General features: G+C 72.7%; 19 protein-coding genes. 12 read left to right on the top strand and 7 right to left on the bottom strand.

Annotated elements, in window-relative coordinates; genetic code table 11:
• The first annotated feature begins 43 nt into the window (after window positions 1-43).
• Window positions 44-763 carry a TetR/AcrR family transcriptional regulator gene (locus OG738_RS21150; protein ID WP_329056125.1) on the top strand — a complete coding sequence of 240 codons (720 nt, stop codon included), beginning with the start codon at window positions 44-46 and terminating at the stop codon, window positions 761-763.
• Here the strand turns inward: OG738_RS21150 and OG738_RS21145 are convergent.
• Window positions 750-1,796, bottom strand: coding sequence for a DUF2235 domain-containing protein (locus OG738_RS21145; RefSeq protein ID WP_329056124.1), 1,047 nt, complete (start codon window positions 1,794-1,796; stop codon window positions 750-752). The two genes, OG738_RS21150 and OG738_RS21145, sit on opposite strands and share 14 nt — an antisense overlap.
• 113 nt (window positions 1,797-1,909) lie before the next feature.
• The gene (locus OG738_RS21140; protein WP_329056123.1) at window positions 1,910-5,332 is read right to left on the bottom strand and encodes an NACHT domain-containing protein; all 3,423 of its coding nucleotides are present in this window, start codon (window positions 5,330-5,332) and stop codon (window positions 1,910-1,912) included.
• A gap of 149 nt (window positions 5,333-5,481) precedes the next feature.
• Here OG738_RS21140 and OG738_RS21135 point away from each other — a divergent pair, with 149 nt between their 5' ends.
• Complete coding sequence (locus tag OG738_RS21135) at window positions 5,482-6,147, top strand: DUF4097 family beta strand repeat-containing protein (RefSeq protein ID WP_329056122.1); 666 nt, start codon at window positions 5,482-5,484, stop codon at window positions 6,145-6,147.
• Between the two features lie 12 nt (window positions 6,148-6,159).
• Here OG738_RS21135 and OG738_RS21130 read toward each other — a convergent pair whose 3' ends face one another.
• Complete coding sequence (locus OG738_RS21130; protein ID WP_329056121.1) at window positions 6,160-8,796, bottom strand: CHAT domain-containing protein; 2,637 nt, start codon at window positions 8,794-8,796, stop codon at window positions 6,160-6,162.
• A gap of 100 nt (window positions 8,797-8,896) precedes the next feature.
• Between OG738_RS21130 and OG738_RS21125 the strand changes: the two genes are divergently transcribed.
• From OG738_RS21125 to OG738_RS21100, 6 genes are all read left to right on the top strand, one after another.
• A complete protein-coding gene (locus tag OG738_RS21125) occupies window positions 8,897-10,081 on the top strand; it encodes a S8 family peptidase (RefSeq protein WP_329056120.1) in 1,185 nt (394 codons plus the stop codon).
• Between the two features lie 17 nt (window positions 10,082-10,098).
• Window positions 10,099-10,857, top strand: a complete 759-nt coding sequence (locus OG738_RS21120) for an IclR family transcriptional regulator (protein ID WP_329056119.1) — start codon at window positions 10,099-10,101, stop codon at window positions 10,855-10,857.
• A 274-nt stretch (window positions 10,858-11,131) separates the two neighbouring features.
• Window positions 11,132-12,163, top strand: a complete 1,032-nt coding sequence (locus OG738_RS21115) for an aromatic ring-hydroxylating dioxygenase subunit alpha (RefSeq protein WP_329056118.1) — start codon at window positions 11,132-11,134, stop codon at window positions 12,161-12,163.
• Window positions 12,160-12,324: a hypothetical protein gene (locus OG738_RS21110; protein WP_329056117.1), complete on the top strand. Its 165-nt coding sequence runs from the start codon at window positions 12,160-12,162 to the stop codon at window positions 12,322-12,324. Before OG738_RS21115 ends, OG738_RS21110 begins: the two co-directional genes overlap by 4 nt.
• Complete coding sequence (locus OG738_RS21105) at window positions 12,321-13,250, top strand: PDR/VanB family oxidoreductase (RefSeq protein ID WP_329056116.1); 930 nt, start codon at window positions 12,321-12,323, stop codon at window positions 13,248-13,250. The genes OG738_RS21110 and OG738_RS21105 overlap by 4 nt, the downstream gene beginning before the upstream one ends.
• A 45-nt stretch (window positions 13,251-13,295) precedes the next feature.
• On the top strand, window positions 13,296-13,724 hold the full coding sequence (locus OG738_RS21100; protein WP_329056115.1) for a cupin domain-containing protein: 429 nt from the start codon (window positions 13,296-13,298) through the stop codon (window positions 13,722-13,724).
• Here OG738_RS21100 and OG738_RS21095 read toward each other — a convergent pair.
• Window positions 13,721-14,677, bottom strand: coding sequence for a zinc-binding dehydrogenase (locus tag OG738_RS21095; RefSeq protein ID WP_329056114.1), 957 nt, complete (start codon window positions 14,675-14,677; stop codon window positions 13,721-13,723). The two genes, OG738_RS21100 and OG738_RS21095, sit on opposite strands and share 4 nt — an antisense overlap.
• Before the next feature lie 149 nt (window positions 14,678-14,826).
• Between OG738_RS21095 and OG738_RS21090 the strand changes: the two genes are divergently transcribed.
• The 3 genes from OG738_RS21090 (at window position 14,827) to OG738_RS21080 (ending at window position 17,917) form a co-directional block, all read left to right on the top strand.
• A complete protein-coding gene (locus OG738_RS21090) occupies window positions 14,827-15,948 on the top strand; it encodes a serine hydrolase domain-containing protein (RefSeq protein WP_329056113.1) in 1,122 nt (373 codons plus the stop codon).
• 53 nt (window positions 15,949-16,001) lie between these two features.
• On the top strand, window positions 16,002-16,160 hold the full coding sequence (locus OG738_RS21085; protein ID WP_329056112.1) for a hypothetical protein: 159 nt from the start codon (window positions 16,002-16,004) through the stop codon (window positions 16,158-16,160).
• 89 nt (window positions 16,161-16,249) lie between these two features.
• A complete protein-coding gene (locus tag OG738_RS21080) occupies window positions 16,250-17,917 on the top strand; it encodes an alpha/beta hydrolase (protein WP_329056111.1) in 1,668 nt (555 codons plus the stop codon).
• Window positions 17,918-18,115: 198 nt separating this feature from the next.
• Here OG738_RS21080 and OG738_RS21075 read toward each other — a convergent pair whose 3' ends face one another.
• Together OG738_RS21075 and OG738_RS21070 are read right to left on the bottom strand one after the other, a co-directional pair.
• Window positions 18,116-19,249: an IS701 family transposase gene (locus OG738_RS21075; protein ID WP_329056780.1), complete on the bottom strand. Its 1,134-nt coding sequence runs from the start codon at window positions 19,247-19,249 to the stop codon at window positions 18,116-18,118.
• 212 nt (window positions 19,250-19,461) lie between these two features.
• Complete coding sequence (locus tag OG738_RS21070; protein WP_329056110.1) at window positions 19,462-20,364, bottom strand: SDR family oxidoreductase; 903 nt, start codon at window positions 20,362-20,364, stop codon at window positions 19,462-19,464.
• Window positions 20,365-20,471: 107 nt separating this feature from the next.
• On the opposite strand from OG738_RS21070, the gene OG738_RS21065 reads away from it, so the two are divergent.
• On the top strand, window positions 20,472-21,059 hold the full coding sequence (locus OG738_RS21065; RefSeq protein WP_329056109.1) for a TetR/AcrR family transcriptional regulator: 588 nt from the start codon (window positions 20,472-20,474) through the stop codon (window positions 21,057-21,059).
• Here the strand turns inward: OG738_RS21065 and OG738_RS21060 are convergent.
• Entirely contained in the window at window positions 21,035-21,805 is a 771-nt protein-coding gene (locus tag OG738_RS21060; RefSeq protein ID WP_329056108.1) for a class I SAM-dependent methyltransferase, read from the bottom strand. The genes OG738_RS21065 and OG738_RS21060 overlap by 25 nt on opposite strands.
• Between the last annotated feature and the right edge of the window lie 8 nt (window positions 21,806-21,813).

Here is a 21,813-nt window from a genome sequence, read left to right as displayed (position 1 = left end):
GCTGGATACAGCGTATCGCCCTAGACGATGTATTGTCACCGCCATGGTGGTGTGGGAACGGCCGGAACCCCCCGAACGGCCGACGCCGGCTCCGCTGAGCCGGGAGCGGATCGTCCGGGCGGCGATCCGGCTGGCCGACGCGGACGGCCTGGACGCGGTGTCGCTGCGCAAGGTCGCCGCCGCGCTGGAGGTCGGGCCGATGCGGCTCTACGGCTACCTCGCCACCAAGGAAGAGCTGCTCGACCTGATGCTGGACGCGGTCTACGCCGAGATCCGGCCGGCCGGGGACGGCTGGCGGGAAGTGCTGCGCTCGGTGGCCGAAGCCACCCGGAAAGCCGTGCACCGGCACGAATGGCTGGCCGACCTGATCGGCGGGCGGCCCCAGCTCGGGCCGCACGCGATGGCCAGGGGCGAGGCGGTGCTGGCCGCGATGGACGGCGTCGACGTCGACGTCGTGATGCCGATCGTCTCGGCGGTCGACGCGTACGTGATCGGCGCGGTGCGCCGGGAGATGGCCGAGCGCCGCGCCGAGCGGAGCACCGGGATGGACCAGCGGCAGTGGCAGGCCGCCTACGGTCCTTACCTGATGCGGGCCTTCGCCACCGGCCGGTACCCCGCGCTGGAGACGGTCGTCCGCGACGCCGTCCACCTCGACGCCGACCAGACGTTCCAGACCGGCCTCGGCTTCCTCCTCGACGGCATCGCAGTCGGCCTCGGAGCCGGCATCGACACCGGCGTCCCGAGCCGGCTCACACCGCCGTGACGTCGGGATCGTCGTCGAGGTAGGCGACGAGGTTCGGCGGCGAGTACCCGCCCGCCTGATGCCGGTCCCACGCGCTCGACGCCAAGGACTCCGCCGGCTCGTCCACCTTGCCGATCGAGCGGTCGGCCGAGCCGAACAGCCGGAAGAACCCGTTGAGCGAGGTGTGCAGCGTCCCGCCCGCGTTCGCCTGGGCCAGGCCGTCGAACGCGTCCGGGTCGAAGGTGAGGCCGCACTTCGCGGCCCGGTCCGCCAGCCACCGCAGGGCGATGTCCGACAGGTCGTGCTCCGCGTACCCGCCGCCGACGTCGGAATGCGCCCCGCTGAACCAGACCTGCTCCCGTTCCTGGTCCGCCTCGGCGGGTTTCGACGACGGCTCCCAGACGGCCGGGACGTACGACTTCCGGTGCTCGTCCACGGCCAGCGCCTGGAAGGCCGACCGCACGGTCGAGCTCAGCGTCATGTCGTGGAACTGCCAGCGCTGGTTGATCTTGTGCAGCAACCGGCCGCCGCTCAGCGGAATGCCGAGCGCGCCCACCGTGTCCCAGACCCCGATGAACCGGATCCGCGTCACGTCTTCGCAGGCGTGATCCGCGCGGAACCGCCGGGCCGCGGGGCTGTCCGGCCCGGTCGCCTGGTCGCGGTCCCGGTAGAGCCGGTAGGCCTCGCCGATCCGCTCGGCGTGGTCCGGGCGCAGGACGCCGCAGTTGCGGATGAGGCCCACCGTGCTGCGCGCGGTGTAGGCGCCGCGGCTGAACCCGAAGAAGAACAGCTCGTCGCCGGGCACGTAGTTCTCGACGACGAACCGGTAGGCGTCCCGCACGTTGGCCGACAGTCCCCAGCCGAACGCCCCGCCGGCCAGGTGCCCCAGCCACCGCACGCCCGCGCCGACGCCTTCGTGGTAGTGGGTCAGCTGGGGCCGCCCGTCCGCGGCCTGCCCGCGCACGGCGTTCCACACCTTCACGACGTTCGTCGGGGCCGGCTGCTTGAGCGAGTTCCAGGTCCCGTCGCAGCAGATCACCAGTCGTTTGCTCATCGTGCCCTCCCCGGCGTGCCGGACACGCGTGAGTCGCGTCCGGACAGTCGCCCGTTACGCCGGGGGAACGCTGACGAAGTCGGCCGGTTTCCGGTGATCGTCCGGCCGCGGTGTCACTCGAACCGCACTTGGCCCCAGCGGACGGCTTCCGCGCCGGGCCCGACCACGTCCGACAGGATCCGGTCCCGGCGCGTGAGGTACTCGTCCGCGGAGATCGTGCCCGCCGCCAGCTCTCCGTCGAGTTCCCGCACGCTCTGCTGCCAGTTCTGGCCCGACCACGCGAAGACCGGCTGCTCCGCCGTCGGCCCGCCCGCCGCCGGCTCGTCGCCCAACGGGGACGGCCCCGGTGCCGCCTCGGCCAGGACCCGGTCCCGCGCCGCCCGGTAGTCGGCCTGGGACAGGATGCCCCGTTCCAGCCGCTCGTCGAGGGCCCGCAGCTTCGGGCCCCACTCCGGGTCCGCCGGCACCGGGTCGGGCCGGGTCGACCGCGGCGCCGGGATGTGGCGCGTCTCCTGGCGCATGTTCTCGACGAATTCCTCGATGTGGCCGTTCTCCAGTGCGTTGCGCACCCGCCTGGTCAGGTCCGGCCGGACGTCGCCGATCGCGCCCAGTTCGAGCGTCTCCACCAGTTCCGGCAGGTCCGGCAGCCCGAGGGACGCCGGGATCTCGACGTCGGCCTCGCTGAGCCGCAGCCACGCGTCCAGCACCGCGGCCGGCGCCGCGTTCGGGTCCGCGCCGCGGCGCCACAGCTCCCGGACCACCTTCAGGTACGCCACGGTGTCCCCGTCACGGCCGACGCGGTCGTAGAGCAGCGCCGCGAACGCCGCGCTCTCGCCGACCGGGGTCTCCAGGAGCTTCGCGAACGTCCCCGCGTCCGCGTCCTGGTCGGTGCGCAGGAAATCGAGGACCAGCCCGGGGTTTCCCGCGCTGCGCACGTAGACCCGGTCCCGCGCGGCCCGGTTCGCCGGTGCCGCCGCGAGTTCCGCGACCGTCCGGACCTGGGCCGCGTTCCAGCCCTGCCCGACGAACGGCTCCAGGGCATAGCGGTACAGGTTCGTCACCGGGTCCCCGACGAAGTGGGCCTCGTGGTCGTGCGTCACCAACACCGGGTCGCCCGGGAGCGACCCGGGGTGCACCGCGAGTCCCGCGCTCCTGTCGCGAATGGACAGTGCCATCGTCCGGTCGGGCGCGATCCGCAGGTTCAGCACGTTCGTCAGCTCCGCCCACTCGGCGGGCGAAAGCTGCGACTTCCACAGCGTCGCCAGGCGGTGCCAGTCCGCGATGCCCAGGTCCGCCACCGGGAGCGGGTCGGTGAGGACCACGCCGAGCAGCACCAGGTTGAGCGCGTAGACGGCCTGCCGCCGCGGCTGCGGGTACCGGGCCGGCTCGTACGCCTGCCGCGGCCGCGTCTCGAGCGCCTCGGCGAAGAGAGCGGCGACCCGCCCGGGGAGTGCCGGATCCGGTGGGCCCGCCGCGGCCAGCTCGGTCAGGAACGTCAGGACGCCGCGCCGGGAAGACAGCGGCAGGAACGACAACGCCGAGTAGAGCACGTCGCCGGCCGGTGAGGTCAGGGCCCGCCAGACGAAGCGGGCGACGAGGAACTCGCTGAACGTCACGTGCAGGAACTCGTAGCTGCGCAGCGTCTGGCCGTCGTGCACCGCCTCCGCGCGCTGCACGAAGAAGAACCGGCGCAGCACGGCTTCCCCGCCGGCGAGCCGCATCCGGACGTCGTCTTCGAGCAGCGCGGCGAGGTCCTCGCTCAGGTCCGGTTCGGACAGCCACGAGCTGCCGCGGGTGAACATCCCCAGCGCCACCACGGAAAGCCGGTCGAGCTCGACGTCCGTGTCGAAGTCGAGCTCACGGTCTCCGCGGTCGGCCTCGTCGCGCGTGACCTCCCGCCGCGCGAACCAGCCCAGCAGCCGCTCGAACAGCTCCGACCGGCTCAGGACGTCGTCGCCGCGCTGCACCGCGTTGTCGATCGTGTCGTACAGCGCCAGCATCAGCAGCAGGAGCGGCTGTTCGGCGAGACCTTCGAAGCGCAGCAACGCTTCCGGCGTCAGCGGGCTCAGCGTGCCTTCGGCGAAGTGGGCCGCGTTGACCCGGTTCCACACCTCCAGCCACGCGGCCACCTGCTCGGCCGTGAAGGGAGCCAGCCGGAGGATGTCCGCCCCGAACGGGATGTGGACGTCGGCGCACGCGCCGATCCGGCTGGTCACCACGACGGCGACCGGGGAGCCGAGGTCCGCCCGCTCGCGCTGGAAGCGGACCGCGCGGTGGAGGTAGCGCGTGTGGCGGCCGCCGGTCGCCTGCACGAGCTCGTCGAAGCCGTCGAGGATGATCACCGGCAGCGTGCCGCCGGCGGAGCGGGCCAGCTCGGTCCAGCCGATGTTCTCGTGCAGGGCGGCGCGCAGGCCGTGCTCGATCTGGTCGACGAGGTCGCCGTCGGCGGGCGTGCCGCGCAGCTCGACGCGCAGCACGAGGAAGTCGCTCGCCGGCAGCTGCGCGGCGAGGACGTTGGTGAGCAGCGACTTACCGGAGCCGGGGTCGCCGAGTACGAGCAGCGGCAGCTCGGTCGCCTTGGGCGAGGTGAAGTACCCGACGAGGTAGCGGTGGAGGTCGTCGCGGCGCGGCACCGACCGCCACCAGTCGAGCACCGCGGGCGCGGCGTTCGGGCTCATCGGCGCGACCTGGAAGCCGGGATCGACGTAGGCCTCGCGCAGCGACGGGATGACGACGCCGGGCAGGCGGTCGTCGGCTTCGACGAGGGGCCCGTCCAGCACGGCCCGGTACTTCCGGGCGAGCTCGGCCCGCCGGACGTCGGGCGTGCCGCCGACGAGCAGGCCGGTCATCAGCGACTCGATCCGCCCGAGCGCGCGGCTGGTGCTCTGCGAGTCGCCGAGCTGGAACCAGAACCGCAGCTCGGGGTAGTCGGCGCCGGCGCGCACGAGCAGTTCGCGGTACTTCTCGACGGCCAGCGTCCCGGCCCGCGCGACGGTGGCTTCGAGCCGGGCCTGCCGGGTCTCGTCCAGCTCGTCCCAGGCGGCGTGCGCCTTGACGAGCTCGAGCAGGGCCGTGGCGGAGTCGCGGTACTGGAAGCCCAGCTCGCCGACGATGCTGTCGTAGGGCCGGTCCGGCGTCGGCATCGGCCAGGTGCCGTCGAAGAGCCGGGTGAGCCCGACGAGCGTGAGCTGCTGCCGGCGCGCGATGCCCAGCTCGCGCACCGAAACCGGGAGCTTCAGCTGCTCGACGGCCTCGAAGAACGCGACGACGACGATCACCGCGTGCGCGGCCTGGATCCGCTCGGTGCGGGTGTGCCTGCTCAGCCCGCTGCGCTTCTCCGCCATCTTGACCAGCAGCTGGTGGCTGACCTTGATGAACTCGACCTTCGCGTCGAACCAGCCGAGCAGCTGGGCGGCCCCGAGCACGCTGCCGCCGAAGAGCACGCCGCCGAGGATGCGGTCCACGGCCGCCACCACGGGATGCTCCGGCGCCCCCAGCAGGCGGACCGCTTCGGCGTAGCTGATTTTCCTGCGCACGGCCCAAGGATAGCCAGCGAAGGCACCGGATCGACCCACTCGCAGGCCGTGTCAGGCGGTGTCAGCGCGGTGGCCGCCGAGTGTCAGCACGACCGGCGAAGGTGGTTCTCGTCCCCACCACCGGGGCCACGAACGCACAGGAGATATCGATGCAGACCTTCGCCACCCCCGCCGCCATCACCGCCACCCTCGACTTCGCCGCCGGCAGCGTCCGGCTCGCCGCGGCCGACCGCACGGACACCACCGTCGAGGTCCGGCCCGCCGATCCCGGCAAGAACCGCGACGTCAAGGCCGCCGAGCAGACCACCGTCACCTACGCGGACGGCGTCCTGCGCGTCCACACCCCGCAGGGCAAGAACCAGTACTTCGGCCCGTCGGGCTCCATCGAGGTCACCGTCGGCCTGCCCGCCGGCTCCCGGGTGGAAGCCACCACCGCCGCCGCCGAGCTGGACGGCACCGGCCGCCTCGGCGACGTCGTCTTCGACGGCGCGTACCGCCACATCAAGCTCGAGCAGGCCGCGAGCGTCCACCTGACCGCCACCGACGGCGACGTCGAGGTCGGCCGCCTCGACGGCCCGGCCGAGATCAGCACCGCCCGCGGCGACATCCGGATCGGCGAGGCCGGGAGCGGCCTGGTCACCCTGACCACCCAGGCCGGCACCATCACCGTCGGCGCCGCCCCCGGTGTGTCGGCCTCGCTGGACGCCGGCACCGCCTACGGCCGCATCGACAACACCCTCAAGAACAACGGCACCGCCGAGCTCTCGATCCGGGCCACCACCTCCCAGGGCGACATCGTCGCGCGCAGCCTCTGAAGGCCGGGGGTGCTAGCGGGACCCGGCGCCGACGCAGACGAACCCGGCCGACGCCGCGAGCTCGGCCGGGCCGTCCGCCGCCACCTTCTGCTGCGCGGAAGCCAGCGCGGCGGCCGGTGCCTCGCCCGCCGCGAGCCGGCGGTGGACCTCCGTCATCAGCGACGTCGTGGCGAGGTCCGGCACCGGCACGACTGACGCGACGAGCTGGGCGGTGCCCCGCTCGATGAAGGTGGCGCTCAGCCCGAGCAGCTCGTTGCCCGGGCACACCACCGACCGGCCGACGTCGCACGCGGCCAGCAGCACCGTTTCCGGCACGCGGGGCAGGCGCCGGACGTCGTGCACGAGAAGCGGGCCGTCGTGCAGGCGCAGCGCCGAAAACAGCGGGTTGTCCGCCGCCAGCCGGCCGTGGGCCGCGAGGTGCACCGTGCCCGCCGTCGTCAGCGCCGCCAGTACCGCCTCGACGGTCGCGGCCTCGTCCACCAGAGCGGTCCGCCCGTGGATTTCCGCCACGGCCAAGGCCTCCTCGCGCGCGCCCGGCAGTCCCGGCCCGCCGGCCACGGCCACCTCGCGCGCCGGCCCCGGCGGCCGGGTCGCCGCCGCGTGCCAGAGCGTCGCCGACGGCGCGACGGCCACCGGCCGGCCCGCGCAGGACGGCAGCACCGCCCACGGCACGTTGTGCAGGATCCCGCTCGGGACCACGACGAGCGGGCGGTCGCCGAGCTCGCCCAGCGGCGCCAGCACGACGGCGTCGAGGCGCACGGCCGCGCCGTGCAGCAGCTGCTCGACCGGCATCCGCGACCGGCCGGGGCCGGGGACGGCGAGCTTGCGCAGGGCGAACGGGATCCGGTCGAGCAGGCCGGCCACTTCGGCCGCGGACCCGAGGGCGTGCAGCCGCAGCCTGCCCGCCACCAGGCACAGGGCCAGGACCGTCCCGTCGGCTTCGACGAACTCCACCAGCGCGCGCTCGCCGAGGGCTTCGGCGAGCGCGCCGACGGACACCGGCCGCGGCACGTCCGCTCCCGCCGCCGCGGGCAGCAGCCTGGTGCGGTCGCGGATCCGCCGTTCCAGCTCGACCTGCCGGTGCAGCAGCCGGGCGGTCGGCTCGCCCGCGGCACGGGCCTGTTCGAGCGCGCCCGCGGTGGCGCGCAGCCGGGGCATCAGGGCGGCCAGCTCGGGGTCGTCCGGCGGCAGCGCCGAGCGGTGCAGCGACCGGCTCGCCCGGCCGCGCTCCGCCCACTCGAAGATCCCGGGCACCCGGCCCTCGTCCAGCGCGATGCGGAGGCCGAGCCGGACGAGGTCCGCGCGGTGCGACGCCGAGTACGCCCGCAGGTCGCTCGCTCCGAGCGCGGCGTGGTGGTCGTCGAGGATCCGCAGCCCGGTCCGCGCGGCGGTGAGCGCCCCGCGCGGGTTCTCGCGGCGGCGTCGCAACGCCTCCGCGTACCAGCCGCGTGCCCGCAGGGTGGCCGGTCCGGATCCGCGCGCGGCTTTCGCCGCGACGGCCAGGTGCTCCGCGGCCACTGCCGTCCGGCCCCGGACCTCGGCGAGCCGGGCCGCGTCCAGCCGGGCCTGCACCGCCGCCAGCGGACGGCCGTTGGCGTCCACTGTGGACACCATCGCGTCGACCACGCCGCCGCCGACGCGGCTGCGCTCTCCCGCGCCGAGCCGCGCGCGCAGCTCCGCCGAGCGGGCCAGCGCGGCCCACTGCGCACGCCCCTGCCGGGTGAAGGCGCGCAACGCCGCGCGGGCCTGCTCCGCGGCCGTCGTCCACTCTTCGGCCAGCACCGCGATCTGGGCGAGCAGGAGCCGCATCTCGGGAACCTTGAGCCGCCGGTTCTCCGCGGCGAACACGCGCACCGCGCGCTCGGCGGTCCGGCGGGCCTCGGTGACGAGGCCGGCCGACAGCAGCAGCTCCGCCCGGTCCTGCAGCACCGGCGCGAGCTGGCCGCCGTGCGCGCCGATGATCTCCTCGGCCCTGGCCAGGCAGGCGAGCGCGGCCGGGACGTCGCCGCGCTGGCTCTCCACGAACCCGAGGTTCTCCGCGATGATCCCGACGACGAGGTCGCGGCCGAGCTCTCGCGCGAGGACGTCGGCCTCGGCCAGGTCGCGGACCGCGGCGTCGAAGTCGTAGCGCTCGGCGTGCAGGATCCCCCGGTTCATCAGGGCGCGCTGCAGCCCGAGCCGGTCGTCGCCGCGCCGCAGCTCCCGGACCGCGGCCTGGTAGTCCACGGCCGCTTCGTCGAGCCGGCCCACGTGGTAGCGGATCACCGCGCGCTGGGCGAGGGCCTTGCCGCTCGCGATCCCGTCGAGCTCCCGCACCGCGACGTCGATCTCGCGCAGCGCGGCCCGCGAGCTGCCCCGCTGGACCAACGCGAACGCGAGCTTCATCCGGCTTTCCCCGGCGAGTGCCCGCCGGCCGGCCCGCTCGCCGTGGCGCACCGCGCGACGCAGGTGCGCGACGGCCTCGCCGACCTCGCTGCACTGCAGCAGCGCGTGGCCCCACGCCTGTTCGGCGAGCGCGGCCGCCGCCGTGTCGCGCTCGCGCAGGGCCCGCCGGACGGCCGCGGCGGCGGCCGGTACTGCCCTTCCGGGCTGCAGATCGGCCAGCCGCATGGCCGCTCGCGCCTCGGCGAGGGCTGAGTCCGCCACCATGGGTTTCAGCATTCCCGGCGGCGCGGTCGTCCGCCAGCACGTATCAGGGCGGTGGCCGCGCGCGTCTGAACAGGTGTCACCACATCGAGGAGGGAATTGCGTGTACTACCTGCCCGACGTACCCGAGGACGCCCCGCCCGACGAGCTGATCGTCGACCTGCGCGAACGCCCGCTCGTCGAAGCGGCGCTCGTGGACCTCGGCGTCATCGTCACCCGGGACGGCGAGATCCCGCCGTTCGACCTGGCCAAGCTGAAGCTCACCTACGGCTTCAGCATGGCCCCCGATCTGCCGTTCGTCATGGAAATCGACGCCGTGCTGTCCGAGCTGCGCCGCCGGTTCGCCGCGCGCTGCGGCGGCTGGGTCCCGCTGCTCGGCAAGAACCGGACGCTGAGCAACCAGTTCGGCGCCTACCCGCAGACCCAGTCCCAAGGCGACTTCGATCCCGTGCGAGCGGCCCGGCCGGACACCACCGGCGCCGATCCGGCCGCCGGGCGCGGAGTCCGGATCGGGCTCCTCGACACCAAGCTGTACCGCCACCCCGACCTCGACGGGCACTACGAGACCCCGGCCGGCGACAGCACCTTCGACCTGCCCGACCCCGGCACGGCCACCCCGTGGGAGAACGGGCACGCGACGTTCGTGGCGGGGATGATCCTGGCCCAGGCGCCGGCGGCGACCCTGGTCGTGCGCGACGTCCTGGACGCGAACGGCCGGGCGAGCGCGTGGGACACGGTCGTGGAGCTGGCCGGGTTCCTCGACGACGGCGTCGACGTCCTCAACCTGGCGATCGGGACCCGGGCCCAGGACGGCGACTGCCCGCTGATCGTCCGGCGCGCCGTCGAGCGGCTCAGCCCGCACCTGACGATCGTCGCCGCGGCCGGCAACCACGGCGGGATCCCGGGGATCCGCAACGGCCTCACGCGGACCTCGCCCACCTGGCCGGCCGCACTGACCGGCGTCATCGCGGCCGGGGCCACCAAGGCGGACGGCACCCTGGCGCCGTACAGCCCCGACCTGCCGTGGGTCACCTGCACCGCCCTCGGCGACGAAGTCGTCAGCACCTACCTGTCCGGCAAGGTGACGCTGCGCAGCGGTGACGTCCAGGACTTCGAGGGCTACGCGACCTGGCGCGGCACGTCGTTCGCCACCGCGACGGTCAGCGGGGCCATCGCCGCCCGCATCCGGCCCGGCGAGGTGACCGCGGCCGGAGCGTTCCACTCGGCACTGGCCGCCGGAGACGTCGTCAAGGGGTTGGACTGGACAGACGAGGCACTGTTCAGCTGAAGCTATGCTCGGTGGTCATGCCGGGTCGAGGTCGTGCTCCGGGGGCCACCGGGCCCGTGCTCGGGCGGGCGCTGCGGGTCCTCGGAGCGTTCACGCCCGACCGGCCCGCCCTGCGGCTGAGCGAGATCGCGCGCCGGGCGGGGATGCCCGCGGCCACCGCGCACCGCGTCCTGCGGGAGTTCTGCGAGTGGGGTGCGCTCGAGCGGGACGAGTCCGGGGTCTACCGCGTCGGGCTGCGGCTGTGGGAGCTCGGGTCGCTCGCGCCGCGGGGCCTCGGGCTGCGCGAGCGCGCGCTGCCGTTCCTCGAAGACCTCTCGCAGATCACCCGCGAGAACGTCCAACTGGCCGTGCGCGAAGGCACCGAAGTCGTCTACATCGAGCGGATCGCCGGGACCGGGGCCGTGCCGGTGCGCACGCGCGTCGGCGGGCGGTTCGCGCTCACCGCGACCGGGGTCGGGCTCGTCCTGCTCGCCCACGCGCCCGCCGACGTGCAGGAAGACGTCCTGCGCAGCCCGATCGAGCGCTACACCCCCGAGACCGTCACCGACCCGGACCGGCTGCGGCACCTGCTGGCCGACGTGCGCACGCACGGGTTCTCCATCAGCGAGCGCCAGGTGACCCTCGACAGCCTTTCGGTCGGCGCGCCGATCCACGACGCGCGCGGGCAGGTCGTCGCCGCCGTGTCGCTCGTCGTGCGGCACGGCAGCGCGGCGCCGCACGCGCTGGCTCCGCTGGTGATGACCAGCGCCCGCGCGATCTCGCGCGCCCTCGGCTGAAGCTTTCCGCCCTGGCCTGTCATCCACGTCCGGACTGGTGCCGACCTCTCGATCACCCAGTTCCGCCTCCAATCACGCGAGTGACGTCGCGAATCACGCGAATGACGGCCCGGGTCACGCGAGATGCCCCGCCAATCACGCGAGATGCCCGCTCAATCACGCGAGATGCCCCTCCCAGCACGCGTGACGCATCCTTCCATCTTATGGAAACGCCCTTCGTGGGCGCCGCGGCGGTCGCGCACGCTGTGAGCCCCGCCACGAGAGGACGAACCCGATGAGCGCCATCCCCCGCGACCAGTGGTACGTCGCCGCGTACGGCTCCGAAATCGGCCAGGACCTGTTCAGCCGCACCATTTGCGGTGAGCCGATCCTGTTCTGGCGGACCCGCGACGGCGGCGTCACGGCGGTCGCCGACCGCTGCGTGCACCGCCGGTTCCCGTTGTCGCAGGCGCCGTCCCGGCTCGTCGACGACCAGGTCGTCTGCGGCTACCACGGCTTCACCTACGGCGCCGACGGCAAGTGCGTGGCGGTGCCCGGCCAGACCCGGGTGCCGCGGACCGCGCGGCTGCGGCGGTATCCGCTGGTGGAACAGGACTCCTTCGTCTGGGTGTTCATCGGCGACCCCGAGAAGGCGGACACCGCGAAGATCCCGCGAGCGCCGTACCTCGACTCCCCGGGCTACACGACCGTCGCCGGCATGGAGCCGCTGAAGGCGCGGTACTCGCTGCTGGTCGACAACCTGCTCGACCTCTCGCACGAGACGTACCTGCACGGCGGCTACATCGGCACGCCGGAGGTCGCCGAAACGCCGATCACGACCGAGGTCGACGACGAGGCCGGGATCGTCTACGTCTCGCGGCACATGGCCGACGCGGCGTGCCCGCCGTTCTACGCGAAGTCGACCGGGCTGCAGGGCCGGATCGCGCGGTGGCAGGACATCGAGTACACGCCGCCGTGCCTCTACAAGCTGCACAGCCGCATCGCGCCGGTCGGCTCGGTGCCGCACCCGGACGGCAGCGACCCGGACGCCTTCCACGTCGAGGTCGTCTACGCGATCACGCCCGAGACCGAGCACTCGACGCACGACTTCTGGGCGGTGGCCCGGGATTTCGCCCTCGACGACGAAGGCGTGTCGGCGTTCCTCGCGGAGAACAACCGCACGGTCGTCCTGCAGGACGTCGAAGCGCTCGACGTCCTCGAGCGGGTGATCGCCGCCGAACCGGACGGCTACCAGGAGCTGTCGATCAACATCGACACCGGCGGTCTCGCGGCGCGCCGGCTGCTGCAGCGGCTGGTGACGTCGTGACGCGCCCGATGCTCACCGGCGACCGCGTGTACCGGATCCACTGGGTGCTCGGCACCGACCGGCTGCGCGCGGTCTGCCACTGCTCGGCCGAGCGGGAGTTCGACGACCCGGTGCAGCTGTGGGAATGGCTCCTGGCCCATCCGGAAGGGCACGACGCATGACGCTCGACCTGGTGGTGGCGGACAAGGAAGAGATCGCCGACGGCGTCGTCCGGCTGACGCTCCGGGCACCGGACGGGCGGCCCCTCCCGCCCTGGGAACCGGGTGCGCACGTCGACCTCGTCCTCCCCGGCGGCGTCCGGCAGTACTCGCTGTACGGACGCCCGGAGGACACGTCGGCCTACCAGGTGGCGGTCCTGCGCGAACCCGGCGGGCGCGGCGGTTCGGCGTACGTCCACGACGAACTCGTTGCCGGGCAACGGGTTTCCCTGGACGGGCCACGCAACCACTTCCCGCTCGTCGACGCCAAGCGCTACCTGTTCGTCGCGGGCGGCATCGGCATCACGCCGATCCTGCCGATGCTCGACCGGGTCGCCGGGACGGGCCGCGAATGGCAGCTCGTCTACGGCGGCCGGACGCGCTCGTCGATGGCCTTCACCGCCGATCTGCGCCGGTACGAGGACCGGGTGACGCTCCGGCCGCAGGACGAACACGGGCTGCTCGACCTGGCCGCGCTGCTGGCCGAGCCGCGGCCGGACACCGCGGTGTACTGCTGCGGCCCGGAACCGCTGCTGGCCGCGGTGGAGCGGCACTGCGCCGGCTGGCCCGCGGACGCCCTGCGCGTCGAGCGGTTCACCCCGCTGCCGGACGAGGGCGCGCGGACCGCGTTCGAGGTCGAGCTGGCCGGGTCGGGGCGCGTCCTGCGGGTCCCGGCGGACCGGTCGATCCTGGAGGTGGTCGAAGAATCGGGGGTCCCCGTGCTGTCGTCGTGCCGGGAAGGCACGTGCGGCACCTGCGAAACCGGCGTGCTCGGCGGCACCCCGGACCACCGCGACTCGGTGCTCACCGCGGCGGAACGACGGGCCGGGGACGTCCTGATGATCTGCGTTTCCCGCTCGTGCTCGGCCCGGCTGGTCCTCGACCTCTGAGCCCGGCTCGGGGAAGATGGTGGCGCGACGAAAGGGACGACCCCGATGACCGACCTCTGGCACCAGCCGCTGCGGCACATCCGCGGCGCGGACCTGACCGGCGACACGAACCAGACGAGCGGGATGAAGCGCCTGGAGGCGATCTCCGGCAAGACGGTGGGGTCGTCGAAGGTCTGGATGGGCGAGACGCACGTGGCGCCGGTGACGAACTCGGGCGACCACCACCACGGCGAAGCCGAGACGGCGATCTACGTGAAGTCGGGCCACCCGGTGTTCGTCTTCGCCGACGGCGAGGAGGAGGTCCGCATCGAGGCCGGGCCCGGGGACTACGTCTTCGTGCCGCCGTACGTGCCGCACCGCGAGGAGAACCCGACGGACGAAGAGGCCGTGGTGATCATCGCGCGCAGCAGCCAGGAGGGGATCGTGGTCAACCTGCCGAGCCTGTGGGCGCCGGTCGAGGTGCCCGAGGCCTAGGGGATCACGACGAGCTTCCCGCTCGCCCGGTCCGCTTCCATGTACCGGTGGGCCTCGGCGATCTCGGCCAGCCCGAAGACGCGGTCGACGTTCGGCCGGTAGACGCCCGCCTCGACCTCGCCGACGATCCGCTGCAGGACGGCCGTCCGGCCTTTCAGGTCGTTGCTGTGGAAGGCCGTCAGCCGGGTGCCGGACGGGATCATCGCCACCGGCTGGAAGTCCGCGATCGACCAGCCGCTCAGCGAGCCCGCCACGCAGACCGTGCCGCCGCGGCGGACCCGGCGCAGCGAGTCCACCGCCGTGCGCGCGCCGACGAGGTCCAGCACGTGGTCCGGCTCCCAGGGCAGCTCCAGCGGTCCGTCGTCGATCACGACCTGGGAGACGCCCGCCGCGGTCAGCACGCCCGCCTTCTCCGGCTGCCGGGTCGTCGAAGCGATCTCGACGCCGTGGCCCGCCGCGATCGACGCCGCCGCCAGGCCGACCGAGGACGTCCCGCCGCGGATCAGCAGCCGCGTCCCGCGTTCGATGCCCAGCGCGTCCAGCGCGCCCTGGGCCGTCAGGTACGTCTCGGGCAGCGCGGCCAGGACTTCCCAGGACAACGTCGTGGTGATCGGCATCAGCAGCGCGTTCGGCAACAGCGCGTAGTCCGCGTAGCCGCCGTCGAACTCGCGGCCCATCTCGCCCATCACCGCCGCGACGGTCGTGCCCTCCGGCAGCGCCGGGTCGGTCGACGCGGCCACGACGCCGACGCATTCGATCCCGAGCACGCGCGGGAACCGCACGCCCGGCGAATGCCCCTGCCGGGTCCGCAGCTCCGACCGGTTCAGGCCCGCGCCCCGCACCCGGACCAGGCTCCAGCCCGCCCGGACCGCCGGGATCGGCAGCTCACGGACCTCCAGCACCTCCGGGCCACCCGCCCCGACGCAGACCGCCGCGCGCATCGTCTCGCTCACGGCGTCACCGTTGCAGGGGAAGATCCCCGCGGCAACGTCTTTTACGCGGTAGCGCCAGCGCTACCGCGGATCCGGTGGCCCGCGCTACTGATCTTCGCGCCGGTTTCGAGAAGCATTTCCGGTATCGATCCGGACCTGGAGGAGAACCGATGCGCAAGACCGCAGTGCTCTTGACGGTGGCGGGACTGCTGGGCGGCCTGACCACGACGGCGGCGGCGAGCCCGAAGTCGCCCGTGCAGGAAAGCCTGGATTCGCTGGTGAGCCAGGAGAAGTTCCCGGCCGCGCTGGCCTGGGTGGGCCGCCCCGGCTCGGCGACGTCGCCGGTCGCCGGGTCCGCCCGGCTCGACCGCCCCGTCCCGGTCCCGCGTGACGGCCGGGTCCGGGCGGGCAGCAACACGAAGACCTTCACCGCGGTCGTCGTCCTGCAGCTGGTGGCCGAGGGCAAGGTCGAGCTGGACGCGCCGATCGAGCGGTACCTGCCCGGCCTGGTGCGCGGGGAGGGCATCGACGGGACCGCCATCACCGTCCGGCAGCTGCTGCAGCACACCAGCGGGCTGCCGAACTACACCGAGTACCTCGGCGTGGAGAACTTCCAAGCCGTCCAGCACAAGTTCTTCCAGCCCTACGACCTGCTCGCCGCGGCGCTGGCCCACCCGGCGAAGTTCCCGCCCGGCACGAAGTGGGACTACAGCAACACCAACTACCTGCTGGCCGGCCTGCTGATCGAGCGCGTCACGGGACGTCCGGTGCAGGAGCAGATCACCCAGCGGGTGATCGAAAAGGCGGGGCTGCGCGACACGTACTGGCCGCAGCCGGGCGACGAGACCATCCAGGGGCCGCACCCGCACGGCTACGCGCTCGCGAGCAGCACGTCGGCCGAGGTGGTCGACGCGACGGAGCTGGACCCGTCGTGGGGCTGGGCGGCCGGCCAGCTGATCTCGACGCCGAGTGACCTCGCGCAGGTCTCGCGTGCGCTGCTCGGCGGCAAGCTGCTGGCGCCCGCGCAGCTGGCCGAGATGCGCAAGACCGTCGACGCGCCGCTGTTCCCCGGGTGGCAGTACGGCCTCGGCCTGTTCCGCGTCCCGCTGAGCTGCGGCGGCGTCTACTGGGGACACGGCGGCGACATCGACGGCTACGAAACCCGGGGCGGCGCAACGGAAGACGGCCGTTCGGTCGGGCTCGCGGTGACCGCGCTGCCGGGCACCTTCGGCGACCCGGAGCAGGCCGAGACCGCCGTCCTGTCCACTGTGGATACCGCCTTCTGCAAGTGACCGGAGGGGGTACCCCGGTGCTTGAGACGGCAGCTCCCGGGTACCCCCTTCCCATGACCGAAGCCGAGAAGGAACCCATCAGCCCCGACGTGCCCCGCCCGCCCGGCGCCCCGGACGTCGACCTCGACATCGAGGTGCCCGGCACCGAGCGTGCGAAGCCGGAGCACCAGGACGTCCAGGAGGACGCCGGTGAGGCGGAACCGCCCAGCTGATCACCGGATCGAGCGAATCGGGCTGCCCGCGCCCCGGTCGCCGTGCTTGGGTGTTCCCGGGTTTGCCGGGATCGAGGGAGGAAGCTGCGGTGCGGACGTCGCGAGCGGGGTTGGCGGTGGCCGTCTCGGTGCTGGTGGTGGCCACGGCGCCGGCCGCCGCGACCACGCCCGATCCACTCGCGCCCTACCTGACCCAGCGGGTCGAGTGGGGCGCCTGTCCCTTCAAGGGCGAGCAGGCCCGGTGCGCGCGGATCACCGTCCCGCGGGACTGGGCGGCGCCGGCCGCGGGCAAGGACCTGAAGGTGGCGATCAGCCGGGCCGCCGCGACCGGCGAGCGGCGGGGCGCGATCCTGGTGAACCCCGGCGGGCCCGGCGGCCAGGGCACGTCGCTCGCCGGCGTGCTGGCTTCCCTGGAGCCGGCGGTGAACGCGCACTACGACTTCGTCGGCATGGACCCGCGCGGCACCGGCCAGGAGGGCGGCGACGACGCCGGGTTCGTCTGCCACGTGCCGACCGGGCGGCTGCCGGCCGAAGACGACCTGGACGCGCGCGACCGGTCGCCCGCCAGTATCGCGCTGCACCAGCGGACGCCGCGCGCGGTGGCCGAGGCCTGCCAGAGCGACGCGCTCGCGCCGTTCATCACGACCTGGCAGACGACGCACGACATGGACCTGATCCGCGCGCTGCTGGGCGACGGGAAGCTGAACTACCTCGGCTACTCCTACGGCACCTGGCTCGGCGCGAAGTACGCGTCGCTGTTCCCGGAGCACGCCGGGCGGATCGTCCTCGACTCGAGCGTCGACTTCGAAGGCCGGCTCCAGGCCGCCTTCGAGGCGTTCCCGAAGATCGACCAGCGCCAGTTCGACCGCGTCTACGCGCCGTGGCTGGCCCGCCGGTTCCCGGACCAGCTGGGCCGGACCGTCGCCGACGTCAAGAAGAACTGGGAGCGGGTGCGGGCCTACTTCCGCACTCAGGGCGTGTCGCCGGACGTCTTCGACCACGTCTTCGTCGGCAACGGCAGCCCGAAGCAGTGGCTGGTCGGCGCGCTGATCCTCACGAAGGGCCTGGCGGCCCTCGACGGCAAGCCCGTACCGCCGTCGGACGACCTGGACCGCGTGGCGCGCCTGGAGTTCGGCCGCCCGGCGGCGCGGCTGACGGCGGCGGACGTGGCGCCGGCCGAGCCCGACTACGCGGACGTGGGCGGCACCCGGCTGGCCGTCGCGTGCGGCGACCAGCCGACGCGCGCGGCGACCTGGTACAAGCTGCTCAGCGACCTGCAGGGCCCGCAGTACCCGCTGTTCGGCTGGGCGTACGGGCTCAGCGAGCCGTGCGGCTACTGGTCGGACCCGCCCCGCCACCCCCTGCCGACGCTGTCGCCGGAAGCGGCGAAGAACGTGCTCGTCGTCCAGGGCGAGTTCGACCCGCAGACCGGCTACGAGCAGGCCGAGTCGGCGGCGCGGGCGGCCGGGGTGCCGATGGTCTCGGTGGCGGATTCCCCGTTCCACGGCCAGTACGCGGTCAGCGGGAACTCCTGTGTGGACGGACTGGTGAGCGGCTACTTCCTCGGCGCCCCCCGCCCCGCGGCGACCATCTGCCCCGGCGTCCCGCTGCCCGGGGAGAAGCAGGTCTTCCCGGTGGTCGGCCCGGCGGGCGACGCGCCGGAGCAGCAGGCCCCCGAGCCGGAGCCGCGGGACGCGCTTTCGTCCACGCGGCAACGGCTCCAGGACCGGATCAGCGCGGTCAACCGCGGGGACTAGTACTACAGGGCTAGATCTCTAGCATCTGGAGTCGGAGGCGTCGTCTGAAGTGACTTCGTCGGGCGTCTGCCTGGTGTCCGCGGCGCCAGGCAGACGCCCGAAGGCCCTGGTCGATGGCTTGATCGTCTTTGCCGATGAGGTTGAACAGATGTCGGATCTCGGCGATGGAGAGCGCGATCAAGCGGCGGGTTCGGGTGGTCATGGTGTGTGGCTTGTCCACAGGTCGCGCTGCTCTTTTTTTGCTTGGTGTCTCATCACCGCGAGGAATGCCATGGCCAGCATCGACAGTGTGATATGCCGGTACCAGGCGTGATAGAGGCGGACCTGGTAGTTGTCGAGTACTGCTTCATTCTTGGCTGCTTCGAAACATTCTTCGATCGGCCAGCGGGCGCCGATGACGCGGACAAGTTCTGCCAGTGATTCTCCGCGCGGGTTGAAGCAGTGAAAGTAGCCGAGTTCGCCGTCTGAGATGCTCCGCCGGAACAAGTACTGATGGCCGTCACCGGCATCGACCATCGCCCAGTCGTAGACCCGGAAACCCTTTGCGCCGATCCCGCAAGAACGACGGGACCAGTCGTGGCACTTCAGCCGGGATGCGGCATTTTTGACCAGCGTCGGCAGACTGGATGCCGAGGAGATGCCGCCTGTGACGATATCGGTGTTCTTGGGCACGGCCATTGCATAAGCGATTCCCTTGGCTTCCAGATACGAACGCAGCCCCGGATTCTGCCCGAACTCCTCGTCTGCGGCGAACCACGCGAACGGCACCCCGGCCGCCACCGTCCGCGTGATCATGGCCTGGACCTGCTTTGGACGGGTAGCGAACGTCACCTTCTCCGGCACGCGCGCCTCGGCTCGACGCCGGGGATCAGCACACCACGACTCATCGGGCAGATACAGCTCGCGGTCAATGAGCACCCGATCGCCGGCCGTATTGGCATAGGCCAGGAACACACCGATCTGACAGTTATCGATCCGTCCCAGGGTTCCCGAATACTGACGTTGAACACCCGCCGACTTATTTCCCTTCTTGGCAAACCCGGTCGGGTCCGCGATCAGCACACCGCGCGGATCAGCGAAATGCTCCATCGCGTACGCGCGTACCAGATCCCGCGCCTCGTCGGCATCCCACGGCGACAGATTCAACAGGCGCTGAAGCGCCTTCGGCTCCGGATCCCCGGAATACTCCGCGATCGTCCAGCCGTTCTTCCGTTCCAGCGGCGCGATCAACCCGCGCACATAATGCCGGGCATGCGCACGCGAATCTGTTCGGTAGAACAATCCGTCAAGACGCGCGCACACATTCCGAAACTCCTGATCCCACGCGGCCAGATCTCCCCGAGATGCACCGCCCGCCACGTCAGCCCGTCCAGCAGAAGGAATGGTCACCCCCAAACACTCGCACAGTCAGCAGCCGATACCACGAACCGACACGCAAGATCTAGCCCTGTAGTACTAGCCCGTGGCCGCGAACGTCGGCCGGACCGGTCAGGTGGTCTGCCGCGGCTTGTCGTGAGTGAGAAACAGGGTTCTAACCCTGTTTCTCACTCACGACCGCCCGAGTACGCCCCCGTGTCGAGGTCCTCGATCAGCGTCTTCCCGGTCGGCGTCCACCCGAGCAGCTCCTGCGTGGCGCCGCTCGTCGCGACCAGGTCCAGCGCGAAGAACCCGCCGATCCAGCCGAAGTGCTCCGGGACGTCGGCCGGATCGATCGACGCCACCGGCAGGTCGAACGCCCGGCCGATCGCCGCCGCGATGTCCTTCGTCGGCACGCCTTCCTCGGCGACGGCGTGCAGGCGGCTGCCCGCCGGCGCCTTCTCCAAGCCGCGGACGACCATGCGCGCCGCGTCCGTCACGTGCACCGCGGCCCAGCGGTTCGTGCCGTCGCCGGGGTAGCCGGCCACGCCCTTTTCGCGCGCGATCGCGGACAGGACCGCGATGAACCCGTGATCACCCGTGCCGTGCACGGTCGGCGAGAACCGCAGGCTGACCGAGTGCACGTCGCGGTCGACGAACTCCAGCGCGAGGTTCTCGGAGCCGCCGCGCGGGGACTCCGGGCCGTGGAACGGGGACGGGTCGGCTTCGGTGACCGGGCGGCCCTGCGTCAGGCCGCCGATCCCGGACGCCAGCAGGAACGGCCGGCCGCTGCCGGCGAGCGCGTCGCCGATGGTCTGGACGGCGCCGCGCTCGGCCGCGTTCGACACCGCCTGGTTGGCGAAGTCGTGCTTGTTCGCCAGGTGGATGACGGCTTCGGCGGCCTCGGCGCCGGCGCGGATGCCGGCCGGGTCGTCGAGGTCGCCGCGGCGGACCTGGACGCCCTTCGCTTCGAGCTTCGCGGCGGACGCGGCCGAGCGGGCCAGCCCGCTGACCTCGTGGCCCGCGGCGAGCAGCTCGTCGACGACGGCGGAGCCGATCCAGCCGGAGGCTCCGGTGACGAAAACGCGCATGACGTGCACTCCTTCGAGAGGTCTCTGATGTCAGTGACCGACGTCAGTCGCTGACATACGCACCTTACGCCTACATGTCAGCCGCTGTCATCACTAGACTCGGCCGCATGGTGCGCTGGGAACCCGGAACCGCGGAGCGGCTGCAGAAGGCCGCGATGGAACTGTTCGCCACCCGCGGGTACGAGCAGACGACCGCCGCGGAGATCGCGCAGGCCGTCGGCCTGACCGAACGCACCTTCTTCCGCCACTTCAGCGACAAGCGCGAGGTGCTCTTCCACGGTCAGCAGCTGCTGGTCCAGGCGTTCCTCGACGGCGTCGAGGCCGCACCCCCGCACGCGTCGCCCCTGGAAGTCGTTGCTTCCGCGCTGGACTCGGCGGCGTCCTTCTTCCCGGACGAGCGGCGCCCGCACTCCCGCACGCGGCAGGCCGTCATCGACCGGAACCCCGCGCTGCAGGAACGGGAGCACCACAAGCTGACCACCCTGGCCACGACGGTCGCCGACGCCCTGCGCGCCCGCGGCGTCGGCGAACCCGCGGCCACGCTGGCGGCCGAGTCGGGGGCGACCGTGTTCGGGATCGCGTTCACCCGGTGGCTGCACGAGGAGCGGTCCCTGGCCGAACTCGCGTCGGAAGTGCTGGCCGAACTGCTGTCACTGGCCGAAACGGCCGCTCAGGCCTTGCGCCCCACGAGGTGAAAGACGCGGCTGAGCCGGCGGTAGGGATCCCGGCGGCCGGCTTCGAACTCGACGGCGGCCACCCGTTCCACGTCAGCCGGGTCCACCTCGACCCCGCCGAACCCGAGCCAGTCGACGAACAGCCAGACCCCGTACCACGCCACGGGTTCCACGCCCCGGCCGCGCAGGATCCCGCTCAGTTCCCCGACCGTGTCGGCCCGGGTCGGGACGCCCAGCACGCCGATCTCGCGGCGGGCGTCGAACGCCGCCAGTGCGTCCTCCCAGCGCTGTTCCAGCGCCGGGCGCACCGCCATCGCGTCGGCGTTGCCCGTCATGATCGAGACCACGCCCCCGGTGGCCGCGCAGCGGCACAGCTGGTCGGCCAGCGGCTCCGGCCGCTCGAGGTACCCGAGGACGCCGTGGCACAGGACGGCGTCGAAGCGCCGCCCGCCGACCGCCTCTTCGGCGTGTTCGCCGTCGGCCCGCACGAACGTCACGCGGTCCCGGAGCTCGGGCGTCAGCCGGTCCCGCGCCTTGTCCAGCATCGCCGGTGACGAGTCCAGCAGGGTGACGTCGTAACCGGCCGCGGCCAGCGGGAAGGACTGGTGGCCCGCCCCGCCGCCGACGTCGAGCACGGTCGCCGGCGGGGGCGGCAGGTGCGCCAGCAGCTGCCGGTGCAGCACGTAGGTGCGCACCCGGCCCTTCACCGACGCGTAGGCGCCGTCGGCGAACTGGCCGGCCAGCGCGGCCCACGTGTCGTCACCCACGCGGGCCA

Origin of the sequence: Amycolatopsis sp. NBC_01488 (genome assembly GCF_036227105.1) — a bacterium.
Taxonomy (GTDB): domain Bacteria; phylum Actinomycetota; class Actinomycetes; order Mycobacteriales; family Pseudonocardiaceae; genus Amycolatopsis.
This window is presented reverse-complemented; position numbering and strand designations above follow the sequence as displayed.